Source organism: Catenuloplanes indicus (genome assembly GCF_030813715.1).
Taxonomy (GTDB): domain Bacteria; phylum Actinomycetota; class Actinomycetes; order Mycobacteriales; family Micromonosporaceae; genus Catenuloplanes; species Catenuloplanes indicus.
The window spans coordinates 5,076,356-5,103,200 of sequence record NZ_JAUSUZ010000001.1; the positions used below are offsets into that span (position 1 = coordinate 5,076,356).

General features: G+C 72.3%; 20 protein-coding genes and 1 pseudogene. 13 read left to right on the forward strand and 8 right to left on the reverse strand.

Going from position 1 to position 26,845, the window contains the following annotated elements; translation table 11 throughout:
* The first annotated feature begins 27 nt into the window (after nt 1-27).
* Nucleotides 28-1,026 (forward strand): diacylglycerol kinase family protein, encoded by a 999-nt coding sequence (locus J2S42_RS22855; RefSeq protein ID WP_307242252.1) that lies wholly within the window; start codon nt 28-30, stop codon nt 1,024-1,026.
* 708 nt (nt 1,027-1,734) lie between these two features.
* Nucleotides 1,735-3,126, forward strand: coding sequence for a MinD/ParA family ATP-binding protein (locus J2S42_RS22860; protein ID WP_307242254.1), 1,392 nt, complete (start codon nt 1,735-1,737; stop codon nt 3,124-3,126).
* Between the two features lie 40 nt (nt 3,127-3,166).
* Here J2S42_RS22860 and J2S42_RS22865 read toward each other — a convergent pair whose 3' ends face one another.
* A complete protein-coding gene (locus J2S42_RS22865; RefSeq protein ID WP_307242256.1) occupies nt 3,167-3,586 on the reverse strand; it encodes a DUF3151 domain-containing protein in 420 nt (139 codons plus the stop codon).
* Between the two features lie 230 nt (nt 3,587-3,816).
* Here J2S42_RS22865 and J2S42_RS22870 point away from each other — a divergent pair, with 230 nt between their 5' ends.
* Nucleotides 3,817-4,995: an LOG family protein gene (locus J2S42_RS22870; protein WP_307242258.1), complete on the forward strand. Its 1,179-nt coding sequence runs from the start codon at nt 3,817-3,819 to the stop codon at nt 4,993-4,995.
* Here the strand turns inward: J2S42_RS22870 and J2S42_RS22875 are convergent.
* From J2S42_RS22875 to J2S42_RS22885, 3 genes are all read right to left on the reverse strand, one after another.
* Nucleotides 4,985-6,586, reverse strand: coding sequence for a histidine kinase N-terminal 7TM domain-containing diguanylate cyclase (locus J2S42_RS22875; RefSeq protein WP_307242260.1), 1,602 nt, complete (start codon nt 6,584-6,586; stop codon nt 4,985-4,987). The two genes, J2S42_RS22870 and J2S42_RS22875, sit on opposite strands and share 11 nt — an antisense overlap.
* Nucleotides 6,587-6,667: 81 nt before the next feature.
* Entirely contained in the window at nt 6,668-7,879 is a 1,212-nt protein-coding gene (locus tag J2S42_RS22880; RefSeq protein WP_307242261.1) for an acyl-CoA dehydrogenase family protein, read from the reverse strand.
* Between the two features lie 5 nt (nt 7,880-7,884).
* Nucleotides 7,885-8,337 (reverse strand): SCP2 sterol-binding domain-containing protein, encoded by a 453-nt coding sequence (locus tag J2S42_RS22885; protein ID WP_307242263.1) that lies wholly within the window; start codon nt 8,335-8,337, stop codon nt 7,885-7,887.
* Between the two features lie 58 nt (nt 8,338-8,395).
* Between J2S42_RS22885 and J2S42_RS22890 the strand changes: the two genes are divergently transcribed.
* Complete coding sequence (locus J2S42_RS22890; RefSeq protein WP_307248941.1) at nt 8,396-9,154, forward strand: TetR/AcrR family transcriptional regulator; 759 nt, start codon at nt 8,396-8,398, stop codon at nt 9,152-9,154.
* Here J2S42_RS22890 and J2S42_RS22895 read toward each other — a convergent pair.
* The 3 genes and pseudogenes from J2S42_RS22895 to J2S42_RS22905 all read right to left on the reverse strand — a co-directional run.
* Nucleotides 9,095-9,253, reverse strand: a pseudogene (locus J2S42_RS22895) (hypothetical protein); the annotation flags it as partial. The gene J2S42_RS22890 and the pseudogene J2S42_RS22895 sit on opposite strands and share 60 nt — an antisense overlap.
* Before the next feature lie 63 nt (nt 9,254-9,316).
* Complete coding sequence (locus tag J2S42_RS22900) at nt 9,317-10,111, reverse strand: MaoC/PaaZ C-terminal domain-containing protein (protein WP_307242265.1); 795 nt, start codon at nt 10,109-10,111, stop codon at nt 9,317-9,319.
* A complete protein-coding gene (locus J2S42_RS22905) occupies nt 10,111-11,547 on the reverse strand; it encodes a 3-oxoacyl-ACP reductase (protein WP_307242267.1) in 1,437 nt (478 codons plus the stop codon). The genes J2S42_RS22900 and J2S42_RS22905 overlap by 1 nt, the downstream gene beginning before the upstream one ends.
* Nucleotides 11,548-11,586: 39 nt before the next feature.
* Between J2S42_RS22905 and J2S42_RS22910 the strand changes: the two genes are divergently transcribed.
* The 6 genes from J2S42_RS22910 (at nt 11,587) to J2S42_RS22935 (ending at nt 19,508) form a co-directional block, all read left to right on the forward strand.
* Nucleotides 11,587-12,873 (forward strand): acetyl-CoA C-acetyltransferase, encoded by a 1,287-nt coding sequence (locus J2S42_RS22910; protein WP_307242269.1) that lies wholly within the window; start codon nt 11,587-11,589, stop codon nt 12,871-12,873.
* Between the two features lie 175 nt (nt 12,874-13,048).
* Nucleotides 13,049-14,464, forward strand: a complete 1,416-nt coding sequence (gene purB / locus J2S42_RS22915; protein ID WP_442320105.1) for an adenylosuccinate lyase — start codon at nt 13,049-13,051, stop codon at nt 14,462-14,464.
* A gap of 221 nt (nt 14,465-14,685) precedes the next feature.
* Nucleotides 14,686-14,934: a phosphoribosylformylglycinamidine synthase subunit PurS gene (gene purS, locus J2S42_RS22920; RefSeq protein ID WP_307248943.1), complete on the forward strand. Its 249-nt coding sequence runs from the start codon at nt 14,686-14,688 to the stop codon at nt 14,932-14,934.
* Nucleotides 14,931-15,626 carry a phosphoribosylformylglycinamidine synthase subunit PurQ gene (purQ, locus tag J2S42_RS22925; protein ID WP_307248946.1) on the forward strand — a complete coding sequence of 232 codons (696 nt, stop codon included), beginning with the start codon at nt 14,931-14,933 and terminating at the stop codon, nt 15,624-15,626. The genes purS and purQ overlap by 4 nt, the downstream gene beginning before the upstream one ends.
* Entirely contained in the window at nt 15,623-18,340 is a 2,718-nt protein-coding gene (gene purL, locus J2S42_RS22930; RefSeq protein ID WP_307242273.1) for a phosphoribosylformylglycinamidine synthase subunit PurL, read from the forward strand. Before purQ ends, purL begins: the two co-directional genes overlap by 4 nt.
* Nucleotides 18,341-18,707: 367 nt before the next feature.
* Nucleotides 18,708-19,508 carry a 2-phosphosulfolactate phosphatase gene (locus tag J2S42_RS22935; protein ID WP_307242275.1) on the forward strand — a complete coding sequence of 267 codons (801 nt, stop codon included), beginning with the start codon at nt 18,708-18,710 and terminating at the stop codon, nt 19,506-19,508.
* Between the two features lie 78 nt (nt 19,509-19,586).
* Here J2S42_RS22935 and J2S42_RS22940 read toward each other — a convergent pair whose 3' ends face one another.
* A complete protein-coding gene (locus tag J2S42_RS22940; RefSeq protein ID WP_307242277.1) occupies nt 19,587-21,578 on the reverse strand; it encodes a carboxypeptidase-like regulatory domain-containing protein in 1,992 nt (663 codons plus the stop codon).
* A gap of 273 nt (nt 21,579-21,851) precedes the next feature.
* Between J2S42_RS22940 and J2S42_RS22945 the strand changes: the two genes are divergently transcribed.
* The 3 genes from J2S42_RS22945 to purM all read left to right on the forward strand — a co-directional run bounded on the left by J2S42_RS22945 (nt 21,852) and on the right by purM (nt 25,183).
* Nucleotides 21,852-22,205 (forward strand): sterol carrier family protein, encoded by a 354-nt coding sequence (locus J2S42_RS22945; RefSeq protein ID WP_307242279.1) that lies wholly within the window; start codon nt 21,852-21,854, stop codon nt 22,203-22,205.
* A gap of 129 nt (nt 22,206-22,334) precedes the next feature.
* A complete protein-coding gene (gene purF / locus J2S42_RS22950; RefSeq protein WP_307242281.1) occupies nt 22,335-23,936 on the forward strand; it encodes an amidophosphoribosyltransferase in 1,602 nt (533 codons plus the stop codon).
* A 107-nt stretch (nt 23,937-24,043) separates the two neighbouring features.
* Complete coding sequence (gene purM, locus J2S42_RS22955; protein ID WP_307242282.1) at nt 24,044-25,183, forward strand: phosphoribosylformylglycinamidine cyclo-ligase; 1,140 nt, start codon at nt 24,044-24,046, stop codon at nt 25,181-25,183.
* Nucleotides 25,184-26,845: the final 1,662 nt, after the last annotated feature.

Sequence of the window (26,845 nt, forward strand, 5' to 3'; positions counted from 1 at the left end):
CGAGAAGATCACGGGAGGCCACCGGCCGTGTACGACGTGGTGCTGCTCAGCCTCGCTTCCGGCGCGCCCGCCGGTTCCGACGCCTGCGGGCTCGGCGGATCCTGCTGCGGCGGCGCCGATGACCGGGAGCCGGTCGACCGCTCCTGCGCCGAGCCGGGCACCCGTGTGCCCGTGCTGGCCTGCGGCGACGCGCTGACCGCGGCCGGCGCGCGAGTGGAGTACGTCACCGCCCGCTCGGACGCCGAGATCGACGAGGTGCTCGCCCGGCTGGACGGCCCGCCGCGCGCGGACGGCCTGACCTGGCCCGACCCGGAGAGCAAGACCCGGGTCGTGATCGCGGCCGCGTCCGACGCGCAGATCCGCGCCGTGGTCCGCCGCCTGGTCCGCCGGTTCGCGCCGCCGCCCAGCAAGCGCCCGGCCGATCTGCCCGAGTCGCGTACCGTGCCGGATCTGCCGGCGCTCGGCGTGCTGCCGCTCGACCCGGTCCGAGCCGGCACGCCGGACGACCTGGCCGCCCAGCTCGGCCTGCCCCGGGAGCCGGCCGCGGTCGCTGCCGCGGTGCTCGGCGACCGCACCCGGCGTATCGACCTGCTGCGCACCGATGCGGGATCCGTCACGCTGGACGGAACGCTACTCGGCGGTAAGAGTGAGGACGGCAAGCCCTTGCCCTGGCGGGGCAGAGTGCAGGTGGACGACACGGTGTTGAGTGACGGGGAAGAGGGAATCCTGGCGTGTGCGGTCGGCAACGCGGCCGGCTACGCGAGCCTGGACGGACTCCCGCTGCTCAGCGGCGCCGATCCGGGTGACGGCACGGTCGAGGTGGCCGTGGCGGTGCCGGTCCGGACCAAGGCCCGGTTCCGCAGGCCCCGGCTCCGGATCGAGGTCCGGCGGGCCCGCGGCCGTGCGGCGTCCGTGCTGCCGCGGGACGGAGAAGTGCAGTTCATTGACGACGGGGTGGCCGGCACGCTGAACCGCAAGAGGTCCTGGTGGACCGAGGCGGGCGCGTGGGCGGCGTACGTCAACTAGGGGAGGCAGTGCGCGGTGGTCAATAGTTTCTCGTCGGACACGGAAGACGACGAGCCGTTCTGGTCTCCGGACGACCAGGATCCGTCGCCGGCGGACTCGCAGCAGAACAAGCCGGTGGCGCCGCCGCCGGCTCCACCGACCACGAATCGCGCCAGCGTGCCCGTGCCGGCCCCGCAAGATCAAGCTCAGGACGCAACGGTACGGCCGGCGCCCGATTCCGGGCCGCCCGCACTTCCGACGCCCGCCCCGCCGCTGCCCGTTCCGCCGCCGCTACCCGGTCCGCCTTCGGTGCCCGGTCCGCCGCCGCTACCCGGTCCGCCGCCGGGGCCGGACACGCGGGCGCAGGGCCGCGTCGTCGTGCCCGGACCGATCCCGCCGGGGCCGAACCCCGCCTACCCGGGTCCGGGTCCGATGCCGCCGGGCCCGGCCTACCCGGGTCCGGTGCCGCCGGGCCCGGCCTACCCGGGTCCCGGCCCGACTCCGCCGGGACCGGGCCCGCAGTATCCGAACCAGCAAGCGCCCGGGCCGCAGTTCCCGAACCAGCAGCCGCCGGGGCCGCAGTTCCCGAACCAGCCGTACCCGGGACCGCAGTACCCCGGTCCGCAGCAGCAGGTTCCGCAGCACCCTGGGCCGCAACACCCCGGGCCGCCGTACTCGGGGCCGCAGTATCCGAACCAGCATGCGCCCGGGCCGCAGCCGCAGTACCCGATGCATCAGCCGCCGGTGCAGCCGCCGGGGCCGGTGCACCACCAGCAGCCGCCGATCGTCCACCAGCAGCACCACCCGCAGTACCCACCGGTGCACCAGCAGGGCGTGCTCCCGCCCGTACCCCCGGTTGCTTTCCCGGGTCCTGATCTTTCGGTGCCCGAGGTGACGAGCACGCCGCCGGCCGACGGCGGCGACAGCACGCCGCCCGAGGACGGGCAGCCGGCGAACGACGGTGCCGCACCGCGGCCCGACTTCCCGCGCCCGCCCACGCTGGAGCGGCCGCCCTACCCGGACCCGACCACCGCGCCGGCGTTCCCGTCCCCGAACCAGCCGCAGCCGCCGTGGCAGCAGCAGATCGCCCACCACCAGCAGGGGACCGCGTACCCGCCGGTGCCGTTCCCGCCGCAGGAGGGCCAGCCGCCGGTGCCGGACACCGGCTGGGAGCCGGACGCGCACGAGCCGACGCCGACCGCGGACGACTTCGCGCGGCGCCGGACCATGAAGCCGGCCGACCCGGTCGCCCAGATGGGTGTGCGCGCCGGTCTGCGGCACGCCACGTTCGGCCTGCTCTCGCTGGCGCCGGGTCGGCGCGAGCAGGAGATCAAGAAGGACATCGACATGGTCCGCCGGAACTTCGGCGGGCTGCGGCAGGTCACCATCGTCAACCCGAAGGGCGGTGCCGGTAAGACCATCGCGGTGCTGCTGCTCGCCATGACGTTCGGCCAGCGGCGCGGCGGTTACGTGCTGGCCTGGGACAACAACGAGACCCAGGGCACGCTCGGCATGCGCGCGCAGCAGGACTTCCACGCGCGTACGGTCCGGGACATGCTCCGCGACCTGGTCAGCTTCCAGGGCGCGAGCGGCCGGGTCGGCGACCTGTCGCAGTACGTGCGGGCGCAGGGCGAGGGCATGTTCGACGTGCTCGCGTCCGACGAGTCCGCGACCGCGGGCGAGATCCTGACCGCGGAGGCGTTCGCCGAGATCCGCGACGTGGTCAGCCGGTTCTACAAGCTGATCTTCGTGGACACCGGTAACAACGTGCGCGCGCAGAACTGGCAGGCCGCGATCGACGCGACCGACCAGCTCGTGGTCACCATGTCGGCCCGTAACGACTCGGCGGAGACCGCGGCCCGGATGCTCGACCACCTGGAGCAGACCGGGCGGCAGCGGCTGGTCCGGCAGGCGGTGACGATCGTGTCGTCCCCGTCGACCAAGCGCGACCTGGACACCGAAGCGATCTTCCGGCACTTCGCGGCCCGGACCCGGATCGTGCTGTCCGCCCCGTACGAGCGGAGCGTCGACACCGGCGAGCCGATCCGTTACGGCACGCTCTCCTCCGCCACCCGCGACGCCTGGCTCAAGATCGCCGCAGCGGTCGCGGAAGGACTGTAGGGAGCCGGGCCGGGGCCTCGTGCCCCGGCCCGGACCGGTGTCAGGCGCCGGCGAGCGCGTCCGCGGCGACCGGGTCGCTGTCCCGGAGGAACTGGGCGCAGCGGGCCGCCTCGTCCGCCTCGCCGATCGCGTCGGCGGCCCGGGCCAGCTCGTGCAGGCAGCTCAGGAACCCGCGGTTCGGCTCGTGCGACCACGGCACCGGGCCGTGGCCCTTCCATCCGTTGCGGCGCAGCGCGTCCAGGCCGCGGTGGTAGCCGGTGCGCGCGTACGCGTACCCAGCAACGGTCTGGCCGCTGTCGATCGCCCGCTTGGCAAGCGCCGCCCACGCCGCGCTGTTCGTCGGGAAACGCGCCGCCACCTGCGCGTACGCCTCGTCGTTGTCGGCGGCGGCGAGCGCGGCCGCCGCCTCGTCGTCGGCGGGCAGCAGCGTGGCCGGCGGCTGTGGCATCAGATTCTGCATGCGTCCATCTAACCCCGGCCGGTACGACGCCCCAGCGCACCGGGCCTGGCTGAACGGCTGAGTGTTTCGTCACGCGAGCGGCGCGGACCTCCACGCGCTCGGCCGGTGTCCGCGGACCGTCCGGTCGGCTACAAACAGAGGTCCGGAGCCTCCCCAGGACCCGGAAGTCGAGAGCCCGGCGGCCGTCCGCCGGGCTCTCTCCCTTGCGCGGATGCGACAAACTTGAGCACGTGCCGACTCCTCCGCCGCGTGACGTCCTCGATTTCCACGACCACACCGAGTCCGAGGTGGAGACGCGCGCCGAGCTCGACCGCCATCTCGCCACCGGCTCGCTGGCCCACCTGGCCGTGCTCGGACTGGCACTGGACGAGGACCCGCCGGATCTCTCCGGCGTCGAGCTGACCCGCACGCTGTTCCTGGGCTGCCGGTTCGCGTCCGCCGACGTGGCCGCAGACCTGATCCGGCGCGGCGCGTCCGTGGTACCGGCGCTGCGCGAGCTGCCCTACCCGACGCACCCGGCCCGGCTCTACACGGCCGAGGACGTCTGCGCCGGCTTCCCGGAGCACGGCTTCGACGGCATGTACGACACCGTGGTCTACCGGCACTTCCGGGCGAACGGCGGCGCGGTGCCCCAGGTCCGCGAGGCGCTCGCGCAGCGCTTGCACGACCACGGCATCGACAACGCGCTCGCCTACGACACGCACGCCTGGCTGGCCGGGCACGGCGCGGCGTCGGTGGTCGGCGTGATGGGCGGCCACGCGGTCGCGCGTGGCTCGGAGCCGTACCGGCTGGCCGCCACGCTCGGCCGGGAGCTGGCCCGGCGCGACCGCCTGGTGGTCACCGGTGGTGGTCCCGGCGTGATGGAGGCCGCGAACCTCGGCGCCTACCTGGCCACCCGCCCCGAGGCCGACCTGGCCGAGGCGATCGACACGCTGGCCACCGCGCCGGACTTCATGGACCACGGCCCGTTCACCGAGGCCGCGCTCGCGGTCCGGGAGAAGTTCACCCCCGACCCGGCGGCGCACTGGGCGCTCCGCGGCGGCCTCTCCGTCCCGACCTGGCTCTACGGCCACGAGCCGGCCAACCTGTTCGCCGGCCGGGTGGCGAAGTACTTCAGCAACGCGATCCGGGAGGACCAGATCCTTCGCCTCTGCCGGGGCGGCCTGGTCTTCGCGCCCGGTCGCGCCGGCACGGTCCAGGAGGTCTTCCAGGCCGCCACCAAGACCTTCTACGGAACCGACGGCCCCAGCGGCGCCTACATCTTCCTCGACCGCACGTTCTGGACCGAGACCCTTCCGGTCCAGACCCTGCTCGCCCCGCTGTTCGCCCAGTCCCCGCACGGCGACCTGACCCACACCATCCACCTCACCGACGACGTCCACCACGCCGTGGAAATCCTCACCGCTTAGGTAGGTGGGGCAGCGCCAGCGAGTGCGGGGCGGCGGTGACCCGGTTGCGGCCGGCGTGTTTGGCGGCGTAGAGGGCGGTGTCGGCGCTCTCCAGGAGTCGCTCCGGCGTCTCCGGGCCGGTGCGGGTGGCGACGCCCGCGCTGAACGTGACCGTGACGGTGCGGCCGTCGCCGAGGTCGATCGGAGTGGTGGCGACGCGGTCGCGGAGGGCGTCGATGCGGGAGACGGCGTCCGGACCGGTCAGGACCAGGACGAACTCCTCGCCGCCGTAGCGGGCGCACAGTTCGCCGGGGCGGGTGGCGCCGGAGAGGAGCGTCGCGATCCGGATCAGGACGGCGTCGCCGGCGGCGTGCCCGTACCCGTCGTTGATGCTCTTGAAGTGGTCGATGTCGATCAGCGCGACCGACAGCGTGCCACCGGCCGCGACCGCGCGGGTCAGGCCGGACATCAGGTGCCGCCGGTTGTGCAGGCCGGTGAGGTGGTCGCGGACCGCCTGCTCGGCGAGGTCGGCGCGGAGCAGTTCGATCGTCCGCAGCTGGTGTTCCAGCTCGCGGCGCTGGCGGTTGAGGTCGGTGACGTCGCGGGTGACGATCGCCCAGCCGATGCAGCGGTCACCGCGGCCGTTGAGGCGGCTCACCCGGATGTCCACGTCGAGGCCGGAGCCCTGCGCGTTCTCCACGGTGCGCTCGCGGTCGTCGTCGACGAGCAGGTCGCGGCCGGGCATCAGCGGGGTGGCGGGGCCGAGCACGTCCGCCATGGTGAGACCGATCAGGTCGTCCGGCGAGGCCGCGTTGAGCTGGCGGAGCAGCGCCTCACCGGCCGGGTTGATGTCCAGGATGCGACCGTCGCGGCCGACCACCGCGACCGCGTCGCTGATCTTCTCGAAGATGCGCCGGTGTGCGACCGGGGCCTGGGCCGGCATCGACTCGCGGACCACCATCCAGTACATCAGCGGCGCGGTGAGCGCGAAACCGAGCGCGGTCAGGTCGGTGAGCCGGCCGTGCAACGCCAGCACCAGCATGTTGAGCAGCGCGGACGGCAGTGAGATCAGCACCGCGAACGCGGCCGCCTGGTAGCGGCTGGACGTGATCGACCAGAGCCGTACCACTCGGACGAACGCGAACCCGAGCACGGCGTAGCTGTAGGCGGAGTGCGCCCAGAACATCGGGCCGTAGACCGGGACCAGCCCGCCGTCGAAGCCGGTGTTCTGCAGGCCGACGAAGAACTGCAGGTGCCACGGGTTGGTGGCGACCGCGAGCACGCAGAGCGCCGGCTCGATGGAGATCAGCGCGATGAACCGCCGGCTCGGGTGCCAGGTGCGGTCGGCCAGCGCGTACGACATCACCAGCCAGCCGACGACGACGGTGCAGACGAAGACGAACGAGATCGTGGCCGTGGCGTGGAACAGGCGGCCGTCGCGCAGCGTCATCTCGATCGCGTCGGTCGACGCCCAGCCGGCCAGCCCGGTGTTGAGGAACGCGGTCGCGCCGAATCCGGCCGCGGTCCGGCGGCGCCGCCACGCCACCACCGCGATGCCGGTCGAGACCACGGCGGCGGCCAGGAAGAGCACGCACAGCACGACAGTGATCACGTGTGCCCCCTCCCCGGACTCGAACTGGAACACCGCTCCATCGGCACGTACGGGGAGAGGGTGAGACGTTGTGAGGTATACCTATCGGATCTGGTGGCCGGTGATGGCGCGCGCGATGACCAGCCGCTGGATCTCGGACGTACCCTCGAAGATGGTGTAGATCTTGGCGTCCCGGTACCAGCGCTCGACCGGGTGCTCGCGCAGATATCCGGCGCCGCCGAGGATCTGCACGGCCTTCTCGGTCACCGCGACCGCGACCTCACCGGCCTTGAGCTTGGACATCGAGCCCTCACCGGCCGCGAACGGGCGGTTGTTACGGCCCATCCACGCGGCCCGCCAGACCAGCAGGCGCGCGGCTTCGATCTCCATCCGCATGTCGGCCAGCGCGAACGCGACCGCCTGGTTCTCCACGATCGGCCGGCCGAACTGCACCCGGTTGCGCGCGTAGTCCAGCGCGTACTCGTACGCCGCGCGCGCCACGCCGATCGCCTGCGCGCCGACCGTGGGCCGGGACAGCTCGAACGTACGCATCGACGCCTGGCCGGACGTGCGCTGTTTCTCCCGCGCCCGGGCCAGCCGCGCGTCCAGCGTGTCCTTGCCGCCGAGCAGGCAGCGCCCGGGCACGCGTACGTCGTCGAGGAAGACGTCCGCGGTGTGCGAGGCGCGCAGGCCGAGCTTGGCCAGCTTCCGCGGCGACGACAAACCCTTCGTTCCCGGGGGTACGACGAAGGCCGCCTGACCGCGCGAGCCGAGCGCGGGGTCGACGGATGCGGTGACCACGTGCACCGCCGCGATGCCGCCGTTCGTGGCGTACGCCTTCTGCCCGTTCAGCACCCACTCGTCACGGGCCTCGTCGTAGACCGCACGGGTGCGGATCGCGGCGACGTCGGAGCCCGCCTCCGGCTCGGTGGAGCAGAACGCGCCGACCGCCGGGTTCGCCTCGTCGCCGAAGCACGGCGGCACCCACTCGGCCAGCTGGTCGGGCGTGCCGGAGCCGAAGATCGCGGCGACCGCCAGCGACGTGCCGGCGATCGACATCGCGAGTCCGGCGTCGCCCCAGAACAGCTCCTCGTTCGCGACCGGCATGGACAGGCCGCTCGGGTCGGACCAGGCGTTGGCCAGGAACTCGAACCCGTACAGCCCGACCTTCGCCGCCTCCTGGATGATCGGCCAGGGCGTCTCCTCGCGCGCGTCCCACTCCGCGGCGGCCGGGCGCAGCACGCCCGCCGCGAACCCGTGCACCCAGTCGCGCAGCTCGGTCTGTTCCGCGGTGAGCTCCAGGGAGAACTCCACGCCGGTCACGCCTTGGGAATGTCGAACAGCGTCTGGATCTGCGCGGCCAGGCCGAGGTTGCCGTCCGCCTTGAGCTTGCCACCCATGAACATCATCACCGGGTTGCCGAGGCCGGAGATCAACTTTACGAACGGGACCGGCGCGACCGTCAGCGTCAGGTCGGCCTTCCGGTCCGTACTCGGCGAGAGCGTGCAGGCGCCGCCGTCGATCACGATCTCGTAGGTGTCCGCGCCGCCGTCCGGCCGGCCGGTGACGGTCCAGTGGATGACCGCGCTGGTCTGGCCCGCGCGTTCCGGCCGGAACTGCTTCGGCATGCGCGCGAACACCTCGTCCAGGATGAGTTGGCGCTGCGGCCCGCTCATCACCTCGGTGATCGTCGAGTCCGGCGTCGCCTTGACGATCTTCGCGAACTCGCGCGGCTCCATGGTGGCGAAGGTGGCGGGATCGAAATCGGTCATCTCAGGCTTATCCTCTCGCAAATCTACGCGCGCGTAACGTTACGCCCGGGTAGGTATGCTGACAACCGTGCCGGCCTTCAAGCGTCTCCCCCGCGCCGTCCGCGAGCGGCAGATGCTGGACTCGGCCGTCCGGGTCTTCTCCCGCCGCGGCTACCACGCCGCCTCGATGGACGAGATCGCCGAGGACGCGGGCATCTCCAAGCCGATGGTGTACGCGTACCTCGGCACCAAGGAGGAGGTGTTCCTGGCCGCGCTGCACCGCGAGGCCGACCGCCTGATGGAGGTCGTCGCCGGTGCGGTCGAGCCCGGCGCCCCGGCCGACCGCCAGCTGTGGAGCGGCCTGCGTGCGTTCTTCGACTTCGTCGCCGGTAACCGCGAGGGCTGGACCGTGCTCTACCGCCAGGCCCGCGGGCTGGAGCCGTTCGCGGCCGAGCTGGCGGGCATGCGCTCGCGCATGGTCCAGGTGGTGACCGCGCTGCTCACCCGGGCGATGTCCGGCTCCGGCGGCCGGGCCACCGGCACCGAGCTCGAGGTGATGGCGCACGCGCTGGTCGGCGCGGGTGAGTCGCTCGCCGACTGGATGACCGACCACCCCGGCGCCGATCCCGCCAAGACCGCCACCCAGATGATGAACGTCGCCTGGCTCGGCGCCGACCGCCTGCTCACCGGCACCACCTGGCGACCGGAACCGCTACCTCGGGATCCGGACCGCGGAGACGCTGCCGACGCCGAGCGTGCTGCGGGCGGTCAGGTCACCGCCGTGCGCCTGGGTGAGACGGCGGGCGATGGCGAGGCCGAGACCGCTGCCCCCGGTTGACCGGGCGCGGGACGCGCCGGCCCACCGGTGCGTGGTCGCGGGTGGCAAACCGCTGATCAAGGAGAACGGCGAATGGCGGCCCGGCCCAGGCTTCGACACGTGGGAGCCGGACGAGGCGATGGAACTGGAGTGCCAGGCCAGGTCGTACGACGGAAAGAAGGGCTAGGGCCCCACCCGGGCGGTCAGGTACGGCTTGCCGGTGCCGGGCTCGGTGACGGCGAGCCGGTGCAGGTCGGTGCCGAAGTCGACGACGGACGGCAGCGGCACCGGCCGGCGGAACTCGGCCTCGATCACGCCGGTGACCGGCAACCGGCCCTCCAGCGCGGCGAGTGCGCGTGCCAGCGTCCACATGCCGTGCGTGATCGGGCCGGGGAAGCCGAATGCGCGGGCGCCCAGCCAGGAGAGGTGGATCGGGTTGTGGTCGCCGGAGACGGCCGCGTATTCCGGCCCGATCGCCGGCGTCAACCGCCACCGGGCGGACGGCGCCGGCAGGTCCGGCCGGTCGGCCCGCGGCGTACCGGACGCGCGCTCGCGGCGCAGATAGGCCGACCGGGATCGCCAGGCCACCTCGCCGTCGACGGTCACGGTCACGTCGATGTCGAACTGCCGCCCGCGCGGATGATCACGCAGGTCGACCGCGTGGACCGCCAGGTCGAGACGGTCGTCCGCGGTCAGCGGCCGCAGCACCTCGATCCGGTTCGTCACGTGCAGCAGCCCGACCACCGGGAACGGGAACGCGCGCGCCGTCATCAGCTCCATGACCAGATCAAAGGCCAGGACATGGGGGTACGTCGGGGGAAGCGCGTCGCCGAGCCGGAAGCCGCAGACCCGGTCGTACCGGGCGAGACGTGCCCGGTCCACCGCCAGATTCTTCCTGGTCAGCGTGTGGGACGGCAGCCGGTCCGGGCGGGTGCCGAGCGGCAGCAGGCCGAGCGCGGCGCGCAGGTAGACCGACATCAGGCGCCGATCAGGCTCTGGCCGCAGACGCGGACCACGTTGCCGGTCACGCCGGACGAGCCGGGCGCGGCGAACCAGGCGATCGTCTCGGCCACGTCGATCGGCAGGCCGCCCTGGCTGAGGCTGTTCAGCCGGCGGCTCGCCTCGCGCAGCGGGACCGGCATCCGCGCGGTCATCGGCGTCTCGATGAAACCGGGCGCGACCGCGTTGACCGTCACGCCGCGTGCGGCCAGCGTCGGCGCCAGCACCTGTACCAGCCCGATCACGCCGGCCTTGGACGTGGCGTAGTTCGCCTGGCCGCGGTTGCCGGCGATGCCGTTCATCGAGGAGACCTGGATCAGCCGGCCACCGGCGGGCAGCAGCTCCAGGATCGCGTCGTTGATCCGCTCCTGGCTGGTCAGGTTCACGTCCAGCACGGAGTCCCACTGCTCCGCGGTCATCCGGCCGAGCGTCTTGTCCCGGGTGATGCCCGCGTTGTGCACCACCACGTCGACCCGGCCGTGCCGGTCGCGGAGGTAGCCGGCCAGCCGCTCGGGCGCGTCCGTGGCCGTCACGTCGAGTTGCAGCGCCTCGCCGCGGATCTCGTTGGCCAGCGCGGCCAGCGGCTCACCGGCGGCCGGCACGTCCAGCGCGATCACCCGGGCGCCGTCCCGGGCGAGCACCCGGGCGATGGCCGCACCGATGCCCTGCGCCGCACCGGTGACCAGCGCCACCTTGCCGGCCAGCGGCTTCTCCCAGTCCACCGGCGACTCGGCCCCGGCGGCCGGCTCGGTTTCGGTGGCCGGCCCGGTCGCGGACGGTGCGGCTGCCGGTGGGCGGGTCGTCGCCGGCGCGGCGGACACGGGCGACCCGATGCGGATCACCTGACCGGAGACGTACGCGGAGCGGCCGGAGAGCAGGAAGCGCAGCGTGGACTCCAGCGGCGCGTCCGGTGCCGCGTAGACCAGCTGTGCGGTGCTGCCCCGGCCGAACTCCTTGCCGATGCTGCGCACCAGGCCCTCCAGCGCGCGCTGCGCGATCGCCTCGCGCGGCGCGGCGCAGTTCTCCGGCGCGGTTCCGAGCACGATCACCCGGCCGGACGGCAGCAGCGTGCGGGCCTGCGCGTGGAAGAAGTCGTAGAGCGTGCGCAGCTGGTCCGAGGCGGTGGCGCCGGTGGCGTCGAAGATCAGTGCGGCGAGCCGGCCGGGCCGCTCGGACGCACCGGCCTCCACCGCGGCGGCGACCGGGTCGCGGAGCGGCACCCCGGCCTCGCCGAGCAGCTTGCGGACAACCGGGGCGAGCCGCCCGCCGGGCGCCGCGTCGACCAGGACCGGGCCGGTGACCAGCGGGTCTCCGGGGGAGTGGCGGCGCAGCGTGGTCGGCGCCGGCAGGCCGAGGCGCTTGACGAGCGCCTTGCCCGCGGCGGAGTTGGCGAAGGTCGCGTACCGGTCCACCATGGGCGTAGCCTACCCATCAGTAAGTCGGGAGGGAGAGTCGTGCAGCAGAGCATCCGCCGGGTCGCGATCCTGGGTGGCAACCGCATTCCGTTCGCCCGGTCGAACGGGCGGTACGCGCAGGCATCCAACCAGGACATGCTGACCGCCGCGCTGGACGGGCTGGTCGCCCGGTTCGGCTTGGCCGGTGCGGTGCTCGGCGAGGTGGTGGCCGGGGCGGTGCTCAAGCACTCCCGTGACTTCAACCTGACCCGCGAGGTGGTGCTCGGCTCCCAGCTGGACCCCCGCACCCCGGCGTACGACGTGCAGCAGGCCTGTGGCACCGGGCTGGAGGCGGCGATCCTGGTCGCCAACAAGATCGCGCTCGGTCAGATCGAGGTCGGCGTGGCCGGTGGCGTGGACACGACGTCGGATGCGCCGCTCGCACTGAACGAGGACTTCCGCCGCGCGCTGCTGGAGCTGAACACCGCACGCACGCTCGGCGCCCGGCTGAGGGCGGCCGCGAAGCTGCGCCCGGTGCAGCCGTTCAAGCCGGAGATGCCGCGCAACGCGGAGCCGCGGACCGGGCTGTCCATGGGCGAGCACGCGGCCCGCACCGCGGAGACCTGGGAGATCGGCCGGGAGGAGCAGGACGAGCTGGCGCTGCGCTCGCATCAGAACCTGGCCGCGGCGTACGAGCGAGGGTTCTTCGACGATCTGGTCACGCCCTATCTCGGGCTGCACCGCGACCAGAACCTGCGGGCGGACACGTCGGCGGAGAAGCTGGCCCGGCTCAAGCCGGTCTTCGGGACCGCGGGCGCGCACCCGACGATGACCGCGGGCAACTCGTCACCGCTGACCGACGGCGCGTCGACCGTGCTGCTCGCGTCCGCGGAGTGGGCGAAGGAGCACAATCTTCCCGTTCTGGCATATCTCGGCGACAGTCAGACCGCGGGCGTCGACTTCGTGCACGGTGAAGAGGGGCTGCTGATGGCCCCGGCGTACGCGGTGCCCCGGCTGCTCGCCCGCAACGGCCTCACGCTCCAGGACTTCGACTACTACGAGATCCACGAGGCGTTCGCGTCGCAGGTGCTGGCCACGCTGAAGGCCTGGGAGTCGCCGGAGTTCTGCAAGGAGCGGCTCGGCGTGGAGGTGCCGCTCGGCGCGATCGACCGGAGCCGGCTGAACGTGACCGGATCGTCGCTGGCGGCCGGGCACCCGTTCGCCGCGACCGGCGGCCGGATCGTGGCCACGCTCGCCAAGCTGCTCAGCGACAAGCCGCGGGGTCGCGGGCTGATCTCCATCTGCGCGGCGGGCGGCCTGGGCGTGGTGGCGATCGTCGAACGGTGAATTAGTTCACCGGCCGATGGTGCAACCAGCGCTCGCACCCGTACCCACGGCTGATTTTGATCTTGTTATTGCCGTTCATTGATCTTGTCGGCCTGGGCGGCCGGGCGGAGACGCAGGGCGAACATGAGAGACTTCGGCCGTGACTTCCCTCCCCGACACCCCCGAGCGCCCGCGCATCCCGAACGTTCTCGCCGGGCGGTACGCCTCGACCGAGCTGCTCGCGATCTGGTCACCGGAAGAGAAGATCCGCATGGAGCGGCGGCTCTGGGTGGCCGTGCTCCGCGCGCAGCGTGACCTCGGGATCGCGCTGCCCGAAGGCGTGATCGAGTCCTACGAGGCCGTGCTCGACCGGGTCAACCTGGAGTCGATCGCGGCCCGGGAGCGGATCACCCGGCACGACGTCAAGGCCCGGATCGAGGAGTTCAGCGCGCTCGCCGGGCACGAGCACGTGCACAAGGGCATGACCTCGCGCGACCTCACGGAGAACGTCGAGCAGCTACAGATCCGCGCGTCGCTGGTGCTGATCCGCGACCGCGTGGTCGCCACGCTGGCCCGCCTCTCCCGGCTCGCGATCGAGCACTCCGACGTGGTCATGACCGGCCGGTCGCACAACGTGGCGGCGCAGGCCACCACGCTCGGCAAGCGCTTTGCGTCCGCGGCCGAGGAGCTGCTGATCGCGTACGAGCGGATCGACGACCTGATCCGCCGCTACCCGCTGCGCGGGATCAAGGGCCCGGTCGGCACGGCCGCGGACCAGCTGGACCTGTTCGACGGCGACGCGGAGAAGGTCGCGGAGCTGGAGCGGCGCGTCGCCCGGCACCTCGGCTTCGAGCGCGTGCTGGACAGCGTCGGCCAGGTCTACCCGCGCTCGCTCGACTTCGACGTGGTCGCAGCGCTCGCCCAGGTCGCGGCCGCGCCTTCGTCACTGGCCACTACGATCCGCCTGATGGTCGGCCAGGAGCTGGCCACCGAGGGCTTCAAGCCGGGCCAGGTCGGCTCCTCCGCGATGCCGCACAAGATGAACACGCGGTCCAGCGAGCGGGTCAACGGCTTCGCCGTGATCATCCGGGGCTACCTGTCGATGGTCGGCGAGCTGGCCGGTGACCAGTGGAACGAGGGCGACGTGTCCTGCTCGGTGGTGCGCCGGGTCGCGCTGCCGGACGCGTTCTTCGCGGCGGACGGGCTGTTCCAGACGTTCCTGACCGTGCTCGACGAGTTCGGCGCCTACCCCGCGGTGATCGGCCGCGAGCTGGACCGGTTCCTGCCGTTCCTGGCCACCACCAAGATCCTGGTCGCGTCGGTACGCCGTGGGGTGGGCCGGGAGACCGCGCACGAGGTGATCAAGGAGCACGCGGTCGCGGTGGCGCTGGCCATGCGCGAGAAGGGTGCGGCGGAGAACGACCTCTTCGACCGGCTCGCCGCGGACGGCCGGCTGAACCTCTCCCGGGCCGAGATCGACGCGCTCGTGGCGGACCGGGCCGCGTTCGTCGGCGCCGCACCGGCACAGGTCCACTCGGTCGCGGACCGGGTCGCGGACGTGGTCGCCGCCCACCCGATCGCGGCCGGCTATTCGCCCGCTCCCATCCTGTGAATTAGGCGTATATAAGACCCTTTGACCGATTTAACGATTACCCGGGGAGTGACCTTCGTCGCTCCCCGGATAATCGCTGGTGGCCGGGTCGGCCGGTGCGGGTTGGGCGTCGGCCACCAGGTACTCTGAGGGCGCTCGCCCCTCCAGGCCGGTGCTGGTGGGCCGGATGGTCACCACCGGCCGCAGACAGCTAGGACAGCGCAAACAGTCAGGAGTGCCTCGTGGCTCGCGTCGTCGTCGACGTCATGCTCAAGCCGGAGATCCTCGATCCGCAAGGCCAGGCCGTCGCCAACGCACTGCCCCGGCTCGATGTCACCGACGTGACGTCGGTTCGCATCGGGCGGCGCATCGAGCTGGAGTTCTCCGGCGACGCCGATCTGGACCGGGTCCGGGAGATCGCCGACAAGCTGTTGGCCAACCCGGTCATCGAAGACTTCACCATCCACGCCGACGAGCAGGTGAAGGCCTGACCATGCGAATCGGTGTGGTCACCTTCCCGGGTTCGCTGGACGACGGCGACGCCGCGCGCGCCGTCCGGCTGGCCGGTGCCGAGGCCGTGCGCCTCTGGCACGCCGACCCGGATCTGCACGGCGTGGACGCGGTCGTCCTCCCCGGCGGCTTCTCCTACGGCGACTACCTGCGCTGCGGCGCGATCGCCCGGTTCTCTCCCGCGATGGAGTCGATCATCGATGCGGCCAACGGTGGCCTGCCGGTGCTCGGCATCTGCAACGGGTTCCAGATCCTCTGCGAGGCGCACCTGCTGCCCGGCGCGCTGACCCGCAACCAGCACCTGCACTTCCGCAACCGCGACCAGTGGCTGAAGGTCGAGTCGACCAGCACCGCCTGGACCGGCACGTTCACCGACGGCCAGGAGATCCTGATCCCGGTGAAGAACGGTGAGGGCTGCTACGTCGCCGACCAGCGCACGCTGGACGCGCTGGAGGCCGAGGGCCGGGTCGTCGCCCGTTACATCCGCGGCAACCCCAACGGGTCGCAGCGCGACATCGCCGCCATCACCAACGAGCGCGGCAACGTCGTCGGCATCATGCCGCACCCCGAGCACGCCGTCGAGGCGCTGACCGGTCCGTCCCTCGACGGTCTCGGTCTGTTCGCCTCCGTCCTCGCGCACCTCGCCGGCAAGTCCGCGGCGGTGCCGGCGTGACCCAGGAACTGATCTCACCGAAGAAGGAGACCGCGGTGTCCGCGCCCGACACGGTCGACCGCGCCGGCTCCACCCCCGAGGAGCTGCAGCCGTTCGCCGAGCTCGGCCTGCTCGAGGACGAGTACCAGCGGATCCGTGACATCCTCGGCCGCCGGCCCACCCAGTCCGAGCTGGCGATGTACTCGATCATGTGGAGCGAGCACTGCTCCTACAAGTCGAGCAAGGTCCACCTGAAGCAGTTCAGCGAGAAGGCGCCGAAGAACGAGCGCCTGCTGGCCGGCATCGGGGAGAACGCCGGCGTCATCCAGATCTCGGACGAGCTCGCGGTGACCTTCAAGGTCGAGTCGCACAACCACCCGAGCTTCGTCGAGCCGTACCAGGGCGCCGCGACCGGCGTCGGCGGCATCGTCCGTGACATCCTCGCGATGGGCGCCCGCCCGATCGCGGTGATGGACCCGCTGCGCTTCGGCGACGCCGAGCACCCGGACACCCAGCGCGTCCTCCCCGGCGTCGTCGCGGGCGTCGGCGGCTACGGCAACTGCCTGGGCCTGCCCAACATCGGCGGCGAGGTCGTCTTCGACCCCTGCTACCAGGGCAACCCGCTGGTCAACGCGCTCAGCATCGGCGTGCTGCCGGTCGACCGCCTCCAGAAGAAGGAGGCGACCGGCGCCGGCAACATCGTCGTGCTGCTCGGCGCGAAGACCGGCCGGGACGGCATCGGTGGCGTCTCCGTGCTGGCCAGCGCCACCTTCGACGACGGCAGCGAGCAACGCCGCCCGTCCGTCCAGGTCGGTGACCCGTTCATGGAGAAGCTCCTGATCGAGTCCTGCCTGGAGCTGTACGACGCCGGGCTGGTCGTCGGCATCCAGGACCTCGGCGGCGCCGGCCTCACCTGCGCGCTCACCGAGACCGCCGCCGCTGCCGAGGCCGGCATGCGGGTCTGGCTGGAGCGGGTGCCGCTGCGCGAGCCGTCCATGTCACCGCACGAGATCCTGGCCAGCGAGTCGCAGGAGCGCATGCTCCTGATCGTGGCGCCGGAGAAGCTCGACGACGTGCTGAAGATCGCCGACAAGTGGGGCGTGCTCGCCACCGCGATCGGCGAGGTCACCGACGGCGGCCGGCTGGTCATCATGTGGAACGACCACACGGTCGTCGACGTGCCGCCGGGCTCGCTGGTCGACGACGGACCGGTCTACAACCGGCCGATGCGCGAGCCGTCCGACCTGATCCTGCTGCGTGCGGACCGGGCCGAGACGCTGCCCCGCCCGGTCGGCGGCGACGCGCTGCGGGAGACCGTGCTGCGCATGATCGCCTCGCCGAACCTGTGCGACAAGACCTGGGTCACCGAGCAGTACGACCGGTACGTGCTCGGCAACACGGTCCTCGCCCAGCCGGAGGACGCGGGCGTGCTCCGGATCGACGAGCAGACCGGCCTCGGTGTCGCGCTCTCCGTCGACGGCAACGGCCGCTACGCGCGTCTCGACCCGTACAACGGGGCGAAGCTGGCGCTGGCCGAGGCGTACCGGAACGTGGCCGTGGCCGGTGGCAAGCCGATCTCGGTCACCAACTGCCTCAACTTCGGCTCGCCGGAGGACCCGACCGTCATGTGGCAGTTCGCCGAGGCCGTGCGCGGTCTGGCGGACGGCTGCCAGGAGCTGGGCATCGCGGTCAGCGGTGGCAACGTCAGCTTCTACAACCAGACCGGTGCGGCCGCGATCCACCCGACGCCGGTGGTCGGGGTGCTCGGCCTGATCGACGACGTGTCCCAGCGGGTGCCGATCGGCTTCACGCCGTCCGCGCATCCCGAGGGAGATCTGGTCTTCCTGCTCGGCGAGACGCGCAACGAGCTGTCCGGCTCCGAGTGGGCGTGGGTGACCCACGGTCACCTCGGTGGCGAGCCGCCGCGCGTCGACCTGGCCCGCGAGAAGGCGCTGGCCGAGGTGCTGGCCGAGGCCGCCCGCGTCGGTCACCTGACCGCGGCGCACGACCTCTCCGACGGCGGCCTGATCCAGACGCTGGTCGAGTCGTCGCTGCGGCGCGGCGTGGGCGTCACGGTCGAGCTGCCGGACGAGTTCACCACCGGCTCGTCGCCATTCGTCTACCTGTTCAGCGAGTCCGCCGGCCGTGCCGTGGTGGCGGTGCCGCGCGGGCACGAGACCGCGTTCACCGCGCTCTGCGACCAGCACGCGCTGCCGTGGACCGCGATCGGCACCACCGACGCCGCGAGCGACGCGGTCGAGGTGACCGGTCAGTTCCGCATCCCGCTGACCGAGCTGCGCGAGGCGCACACCGGTACGCTGCCGCGTCTGTTCGGCCACGTCGAGATCCCGTCGGCCGACACCGCGTTCGGCGCGTCGGCCACCGGCGCCGCGGCCGCGAAGGCCGTCGCTCCGGGGTCCGCGGTTCCGGCCGCCGGCTCGGCGGTTCCGGCCTCCGCGTCCGAGGCGGTCTCCGCCGCGGCGTCCGAGGGCACCGCCGCGGTGGCCGTCGCCGCCGCCGTGGTCGCCGCCGCGACCGAGGCACAGGCCGCGCCGGTCGGCGAGGACCCGGCGCCGGATGCGGCCGCCGGTGCGGAGGAGGGCCTGCCGGCCGCCGCCGCGGACAGCACCCAGGCCGACCCGAGCGGCGACGACGGCGTCGTCTCCCCGGCCGACACCGCACAGACCGAGACGAACGCCGCCGACCAGCCGACCGCTGACGGCAGCACCGAGTAACGCTCGCTCGAACGAACAACGGCAGAGCCCGCGCTGACTTGATCAGCGCGGGCTCTGCCGTTTCGCGGAGCGCCCTTCCACGGCTTTCCGTGGCCAGAGTTTCCGGTCCGGCCTCGGATCGTGCAGGGAGGAGCGCCGGCGACGACCGGTGCCCGCGGGAGCGTGCGGACGGTGACCACGCCGGAAGTGGGCAGAGAACGGCCTTCAGGCCGTTGATCTGGGCGCATACCGCCCGGTGATTCGGGGTCGTCGCGGCATCTGAGCCTCCGCGGTAGGTGGCCGGCGAGCGCCGTCGGCCACCTGTCGTCCCGCCGGTCGCGGGCGGGCGGCATCATGGGTGCGTTCGAACAGCGGCACCCGGGTGCCCATGACGGCGGCGAAGGCGAGCGGCACGGTGAGCGGCGAGGCGGATCCGGTGGACGCGGTCTACGCGCAGCCGGGCGCGGGAGTGCGGTTCGACTGGGGGCTGGCCGGCGCCAGCGAGCTGGGTCACGTCTGCGCCGCGCTGGTCGTGGTCGACGTGCTCTCGTTCACCACCGCCGTGGACGTCGCGGTCGGCCGCGGCACGCGGGTGCATCCGTTCCCGTGGAGCGCTCAGGCCGAGGCGTACGCGTCCCGGGTCGGCGCGGTCGCGGCGGTCAGCCGGGCCGAGGTGAGCCCGGAGCGCCCCTGGTCGCTGTCACCGGCGGCGCTGCGCCGGGCACCCGGCACACCCGATCTGGTGCTGCCGTCGCCGAACGGGTCGGCGATCTGTGCGGCGGCCAGCGCCACCGGGCTGCCGGTGGTGGCCGGTTGCCTGCGCAACGCGCGCGCGGTCGCCCGCTGGCTGCTGCACCAGGGGTACGGGACGACCCGTGCGCCGATCGGCGTGATCGCGGCCGGTGAGCGCTGGCCGGACGACACGCTGCGCCCCGGCGTGGAGGACCTGCTCGGGGCCGCCGCGATCCTGGACGGCCTGGCCGGTGCGCGCGGCGGTCTCTCGGTCGAGGCGGCGGTGGCGCTGGCCGCGCTGAACAGCGTGCCGGACGTGAGCGCGGCGATCCGGGGCAGCGTCTCCGGCCGGGAACTGGCGGCGCGCGGGTTCATCGACGACGTGGCGATCGCGCTGGAACGGGACGCGTCCACGGTCGTTCCGCTGCTGCGCGGCGGCATCTTCAGCCGCGCTTGACGTGATTCTCCCCGAGCCCGGAGACGGCGACGGGGCCCGTGCCGGGTGGCACGAGCCCCGTCGTGTGAGCCGATCGGCTCAGTCGTCCATCCAGTCGATGCGGCGGTCGCCACGCTGCTGGTTGCCCCGGTCGTCCCGGTAGCCGCCCTGGTCGTAACCACCGCGGTCGCCGCCCTGCTGGCCGCCGTACCCGGCGCCCTGCTGCTGGTCGTAACCGCCACCCTGCTGGGCCGGGTAGCCACCGCCCTGGCCGCCGCCGTAGCCGCCGCCCTGCTGGTCGTAACCACCCTGGTCGTAACCGCCGCGGTCGCCGTAGCCACCCTGGCCGCCGTAGTTGCCGCCCTGGCCGGCGCCGTAACCGCCCTGACCGGCACCGCCACCGTCGCCGTAGCCACCCTGGCCGCCGTAATTGCCGCCACCGGCGCCGTCGCCGTACCCACCGCCGCCGTAACCGCCCTGGCCGGCGCCGTAGCCGCCGCCCTGACCCTGGCTGTTCTGCGTGCCGTAGTCGATCTCCTGGGCGCCGTAGCCGCCCTGGTCGGCGCGCTGACCGTACGGGCCCGCCGGGGTGGCGCCGTAGCCACCGCCCTGACCGCCGTAGCCGTCCGCACCGCCGTTGTACCGGCCGGTGGGCTCGTCGTACTGATCGTTGCCGTAGCCGCCGCGGTCGTTGCCGTAGCCGGCGCCGGCCTGGTTGTCGTAGCCGCCGCCGTCGTAGCCGTCCCGGCCACCGGCGCCGTAGCCGCCGCCGGAGACCGACGCGGAGCCGGCGCCGCCGTAGTTGCCACCGCGGTCGTTGCCGTAGCCGTCGTCGTAGCCGCCGGACTGTGCCGCACCGCCGTAGCCGCCACCGGAGCCACCGTAGTTGCCGCCACGGTCGTCACCGAAGCCGACGCGGGTGGCGTCGTTGCTACCGCCGAAGTCGTCGTCGGCGCCGGCCCATTTCGGCGCACCGGGGGAGCCGGGAGGCGGAGCACCGTACGGGTCGGGGAACTCGTCCATCGCGGACCGCGGCGTGATCATGGTCGGTGCGTCGGAGATCGGCGTGGTGATCCGGGTGGCGTCGTCCATGCCGCCCGCGCCCATGCCGGCGCCGCCGATCCGGGTCGCGTCGTCGCGGAAGCCGCCCGCCGCCGCCCCGACCGGGGTGCGGTTCTTCGCCTCCTCCTCGGCCTCGGCCGCCTCCCGGTCCTGCTTGCGCCGGATCATCAGCAGCACGATGGTGCCGACGCCGACCGCGACCAGCAGCGCGCCGATCAGCACCACGAACCACGGGATGCCCCCGTCGTCGTCGGACTGGTTCGCGGCGTTGTTCGTGTCCGGCACGTCGGTGACATCGGTCACCGGCTCCTCCGACGCCTCCGACTCGTCCGCGGACGGAGTCGCGGTCGGCGACGCACTCGGTGAGGCGCTCGCCGACGGGGTCGGGCTGGGGGAGGCCTTCGTCGAGGCCAGCTGGAGCGTCACGCCGTCGACCGTGGCGCCGTTGCCGCCGTTGAAGGTCGCGGCCTTGGCCTCGAAGTCACGCGCGCTCGCGGCGATCTGGATGGTGCCGGGCGTGATCGGCCGGTCCGTCGAGCCGTTGAACGTGAACGTCCCCCGGCCGTTGGTGGCCGCCTCGTACTGGTGGCCGGCCGGGTCCTGAATGCGGACGGCCGCGCCGGAGACGCCCTCACCGGTCGCTGCGTCGACCACGCGACCACTGATCTTCCGCACGGTCTGGACCGCTTCCGGGCCCTTCACCTGCAGCGAGACGCTCTTCTCCTCGGTCTCGGCCTCACCGATCACCGGGGTACCGACCGCGGTGACCCGGATGTTGCCGGACCTCGTCTGGCCGGGGGCGAGGTTGTCGCCGGTGAGCGTCACGTCGAAGGAGCCGGTGCCGGAGCACGGGCTGCACCTCACGCCGTCGAAGACCGTGACCGTCACAGCGAGTGAGTCGGTCGGGTTGTCGGGCGAGACCGTCACGGTGAGTTTCGTGCTCTGCCCCGCGTTGATGGCCCCCGCCTGCAGGCTGAGGTTCAGCTCGGGCGGGTCGGCCTGAGCCGAGGCCGGGGTAACGAAGAGCACGGCGCCGGTGACCGCCAGGACCGCCGCGCCCGCACGGAGTAGGCTGACGGCGCGCGTGCGTAGTCCACGGCCTTCCTGACCAGCCAAATCGCGCCAGGGCCTTCGGTGTGCTGTCACGTCCACCGCCTTCCGGGATATCTGCTCCCGGCCTCGGACGTGCCGGGTTCACCCCGTGATTGAGTACACCGTGCGCCACTATGCCTTGTCCGGCACCCCGCGCGCGACCCAGGGGAGCCATCAAGTGATGAGCCTGCGAAGACGTATCGTCCCGACGTGTCTTCTCCGCACGATAAGTCCGCAGTAGTAGCGACGGTGCTGGCCTCGTTCGATGCCGGTGAGACCCCCGAGCGGGTAGCGCTCCGTGACGCCGTACGTGCGCTTCTCGCCGGTCTCGCGGCCAAAGTTCCCGGCCGTTCGGTGGAGGTGCGGGTTCCTCCGTACGGTGCGATTCAGTGCGTCGAGGGTCCGCGTCACACCCGGGGCACACCGCCCAATGTGGTCGAGATGGACCCGGAGACGTGGGTGCGTCTGGCCACCGGACGCCTGTCCTGGGGCGAGGCGATTACTCAGGGACGTCTGCGGATCAGTGGCAACCGTGCTGACATATCTAACTACATCCCTATCTAGTTGCCCGGTCAACCTACTGTTGATCACGCCCTGGCAGCGAAAAGGTGGCTCTCCGTCATTCGCTTGACCTCGCGTACACTGTTGCGGGCGGACGGAACTTCCGCGCGAAGCACACGGATGGAGCGGCAGGTGCCCCGAGGCGACGGGCTGTTGAGCCACGAACTCGACCCCCAAAGGCCCGGCCCGCAAGATGCTTGCGGCGTGTTCGGAGTGTGGGCTCCGGGTGAAGAGGTGGCAAAGCTCACCTATTTCGGAATCTACGCACTTCAGCACCGTGGCCAGGAGGCCGCGGGCATCGCCGTGAGTGACGGCTCCGGCGTCGTGGTCTACAAGGACGTGGGCCTGGTCTCCCAGGTCTTCGACGAGCCTACGCTGGCGAGCCTGCGCGGCCACCTCGCGGTCGGTCACGCGCGCTACTCGACCACCGGCGGCAACAACTGGGAGAACGCGCAGCCCACGATCAAGGCCACCACGTCCGGCACCACGATCGCGCTGGCGCACAACGGCAACCTGGTCAACACGGCCGAGCTGGCTCGCGAGGTCGCCGAGCGCGGTCTCGACGGCGGGTCGGACGGTTCGACCACGGACACGTCGCTGGTCACCACACTGCTGGCGTCGTACCCCGACCTGTCCGTGGAGCAGGCCGCGCTGCAGGTGCTGCCGCGCGTGCGCGGCGCGTTCAGCTTCGTCTTCATGGACGAGAACACGCTGTACGCGGCGCGCGACGCCGCCGGTGTGCGCCCACTCGTGCTCGGCCGCCTGGAGCGCGGCTGGGTGGTGGCGAGCGAGACCGCGGCACTGGACATCTGCGGTGCCAGCGTGGTCCGCGAGGTCGAGCCCGGCGAGCTGATCGCGATCGACGAGGACGGCCTGCGTTCGGTGCGCTTCGCGACGCCGGACCCGAAGGGCTGCCTCTTCGAGTACGTGTACCTCGCCCGCCCGGACACCACGATCAACGGGCGGAACATCTACTCCGCCCGCGTCCAGATCGGGCGCGAGCTGGCCAAGGAGAGCCCCGTCGAGGCCGACCTGGTGATCCCGGTGCCGGAGTCGGGCACGCCGGCCGCGATCGGCTACGCCGAGGCCTCCGGCATCACCTACGGCCAGGGCCTGCTGAAGAACGCCTACGTCGGCCGCACCTTCATCCAGCCGTCGCAGACCATCCGTCAGCTGGGCATCCGCCTCAAGCTGAACCCGCTGCGGGAGAACGTGCGCGGCAAGCGGATCGTCGTGGTCGACGACTCGATCGTCCGCGGCAACACGCAGCGGGCCATCGTGCGCATGCTGCGCGAGTCCGGCGCGCTCGAGGTCCACGTACGGATCTCGTCGCCGCCGGTGCGCTGGCCCTGCTTCTACGGCATCGACTTCGCCACCCGCGCGGAGCTGATCGCCAACGGGCTGGACACGGAGGGCATCCGGCGCGCGATCGGCGCGGATTCCCTGGGCTACATCTCGCTGGCGGGCCTGATCTCCGCCACCGAGCAGCCGAAGACCCGGCTCTGCCGGGCCTGTTTCGACGGGGAGTACCCGATCGCGCTGCCGGCCGATGACATGATCGGCAAGCACGTGCTGGAGGGCGTCGGCCGCCGGGTGTCCGTCGGCATGCCGTCCGTGCCCGCGCAGGTCGCGGAGGGCGGGGCCCCGGGCCCGAGCCCCGACCACGACCTGGAGAACGACGAGGCGGACCTGGTCGCCTCGCCCGGTGGCGGGGACAAGCCGCATCATTCTTAGGCCCGTGTACGCCGCGACCCACGAGAACCGTGACGTCGCGGCCGTACGGCCAGACAAGCGCGCAGAGCGGCACGCCCGGGCTGACGCGAGAGCACAAGGGGAGAAACGTGACGCACGTGACCGAGCGAGCCAACGACGCGGCGGACGGTGACCGGCAGCCGTGGCAGGCCGGAGCCGGCCGGAACAGGGGAAAGCGCACGGTCACGTACGCGGACGCCGGCGTCTCCATCCACGCCGGTGAACGCGCCGTCGAGCTGCTGAAGAACAAGGTGCGCCGCGCGTCCCGTCCCGAGGTCATGGGCGACCTGGGCGGCTTCGCGGGCCTGTTCCGGCTGGACGCCAAGAAGTACAAGAACCCGATCCTCGCCTCCTCCACCGACGGCGTGGGCACCAAGCTGGTCATCGCCCAGCAGCTGAACATCCACGACACGGTCGGCATCGACCTGGTCGCCATGGTCGTCGACGACCTGGTGGCCTGCGGGGCCGAGCCGCTGTTCCTGCTGGACTACATCGCCTGCGGCGAGGTCGAGCCGGAGAAGGTCGCGGAGATCGGCGCCGGCATCGCGGACGGCTGCCGCTACGCCGGCTGTGCGCTGCTCGGCGGCGAGACCGCGGAGCACCCCGGCGTGCTCCGCCCCGACGAGTACGACCTGTCCGCCACCGGCGTCGGCGTGGTAGAGGAGTCCGAGATCCTCGGCCGCGACCGCGTCGAGGTCGGCGACGTCGTGATCGCGATGCGCTCCTCCGGCCTGCACTCCAACGGCTACTCGCTGGTCCGCCACGTGCTGCTCGGTGCCGGCCGCATGCGCCTGGAGACCGTCGTCGAGGAGTTCGGCCGCCAGCGCACGCTCGGCGAGGAGCTGCTCACCCCCACCAAGATCTACGCCAAGGACTGCCTGGGCATGATCGCCGAGTGCGAGGTGCGCGCCCTCGCCCACGTCACCGGCGGCGGCATCCCCGGCAACCTGGTCCGCGTACTCCCCGACCACGTCGACGCCGTGGTCAACCGCTCCACCTGGAAGCCCCAGTCCATCTTCGAGCTGGTCCAGGCCAAGGGCCGGATCGAAGACCCGGAGATGGAGTCGACGTTCAACATGGGCGTCGGCATGTTCGCCATCGTCTCCGCCGCCGACGCCGACCGCGCCCTCGCCTTCCTGGCCGGCCGCGGCGTCGACGCCTGGCACGCCGGCGAGATCATCGAGGGCACCGGCACCGTACAGATGATCGGCCAGCACACCCGCGGCTGACGCCCTTCCCGCAATCCGCACCCCAGGCCGGGAGCCCGAAGATCAATCTTGATCTTCCCGCTTCCGGCCTGGTCTTTTTCCGACCGCATCGCCCTTGGCCGGCCGGTAGCGCTCGCCCCACCGCCACGAAGACCAAAGGCACCTTCTCGATCTTCCCGCTTCCGGCGTGGTGCCGTTCCGAGTGCTCCCGCGGGCAAACCTCGCCGCCCGGCAAGACTCCGCCGGCGCTCCGCTTGCCGCCCGGCATCGGAGCCGGCCCCGCACGCCACCGGAGAAAACCACGCACCCCCGCCCCACCACAGCCTCCGCCACGCGGCGCGAGTTCCATAGGGTGGCCGGACCCCTGCGACGCGGCGCGAGCCTCGTGGGTTGCGGCATCATCGGCGTGGCTTCTGCGGCGCGGTTCGGTGGGTCGGTGCGGCATCCTCGGCGGACGCGACCTGCCGTGGCTTCTGCGGCACGGCGCGGATTCGGTGCCGTGGTGCGGCATCTGCGGCGTGGTTCTGTGGCGCGGCGCGGGCTCCATGGGTGGTTGCGACATCTCCGGCGTGCTTCTGCGGCGCGGCGTGGGATTGGGTGGGGTAGTGCGGCGTCCTCGGCGGGGCCTCCGTGGCGCGGCGCGAGTTCCGTGGGGGTGGATACGCGAGCTTCGGCGTCGGTGCTGCGGCCCGGCGTGGGTTCCGTCGAAGTGATGCCGCATTCCAGGCGTGGCTGCCGCGGCGCGGCGTGGCTTCCGTGGGTGGTGCGGCAGCATCCGGCAGGGCTTCCGCGGTGCGGCAGGAGTTCCGTCGGGTGGCGGGGCATCCCCGGGCGCGACTTTTGCGGCGCGAGTTCCCTCGGGACGTGCGGGTAACGTTGGCCGGTTTGCGCGGCGCGGCTGGGGCGTGCCTGGTGCGCGGTATGCGCGGCGCGGCGGCGACATCCCCGGTGCGGTATGCGCGCAGCCCGGCGTGGTGTGCGCTGCGGGGCCGTGGCGCGGCGCGGCGATGGCACCGCGCCGCGATGCCCCAGCGCGGGATGTGCGGCACAACGCGGGATCTGCGGCGCCGAAAGGGTTTGCCTTGACCACCGCGAAACCGGCAGGGAGGAGCGCCAGCGACGACCGGTGCCCGCGGGAGCACTCGGAACGCCACCGCCCAGGAAGCGGGAAGACCCGCCCCTGAGGTTTTGATCATTGCTTTCATCTGGCGGTCACAGCACACGGCCGGCCGTGCGGTCGGCGAGCATCCGACCCGAAGACGGCATGACCGGGCGCGCTGGTCACCCGAGATATCGGTATGTCGCGCCCGCGGTTGCACGTCGCCCGCGGAACGCGCCGCCTACGGCCTGAGTGACCGATCCGTGGAACGAATAGCGGTCTACTTCAATTCTTGATCTCCCTTTGCTCACTGTTTGATCACTTAGGGTTCCGGAGGCAGAACGGGCACCGACCGCCGGCATTCGCGATGTCGGCCTCCGATCCGTTACGCGGAAATATCGGGCCCGGTGGTCCGGGCCCTCGACGGCGGTGCCAGGGGCCGACGGGAAACCATGCCGGTCGGCCTTGCGCGGGTTGCGTGGTTGGTCACCTTCGGGCCGGCCGGCGCAACCGCGCCCGGCCGGCGCACGTCATAACCGGAAAGGGCCCGGTCGGCGTGCCCCGGTGATCCTCCGGATACACGA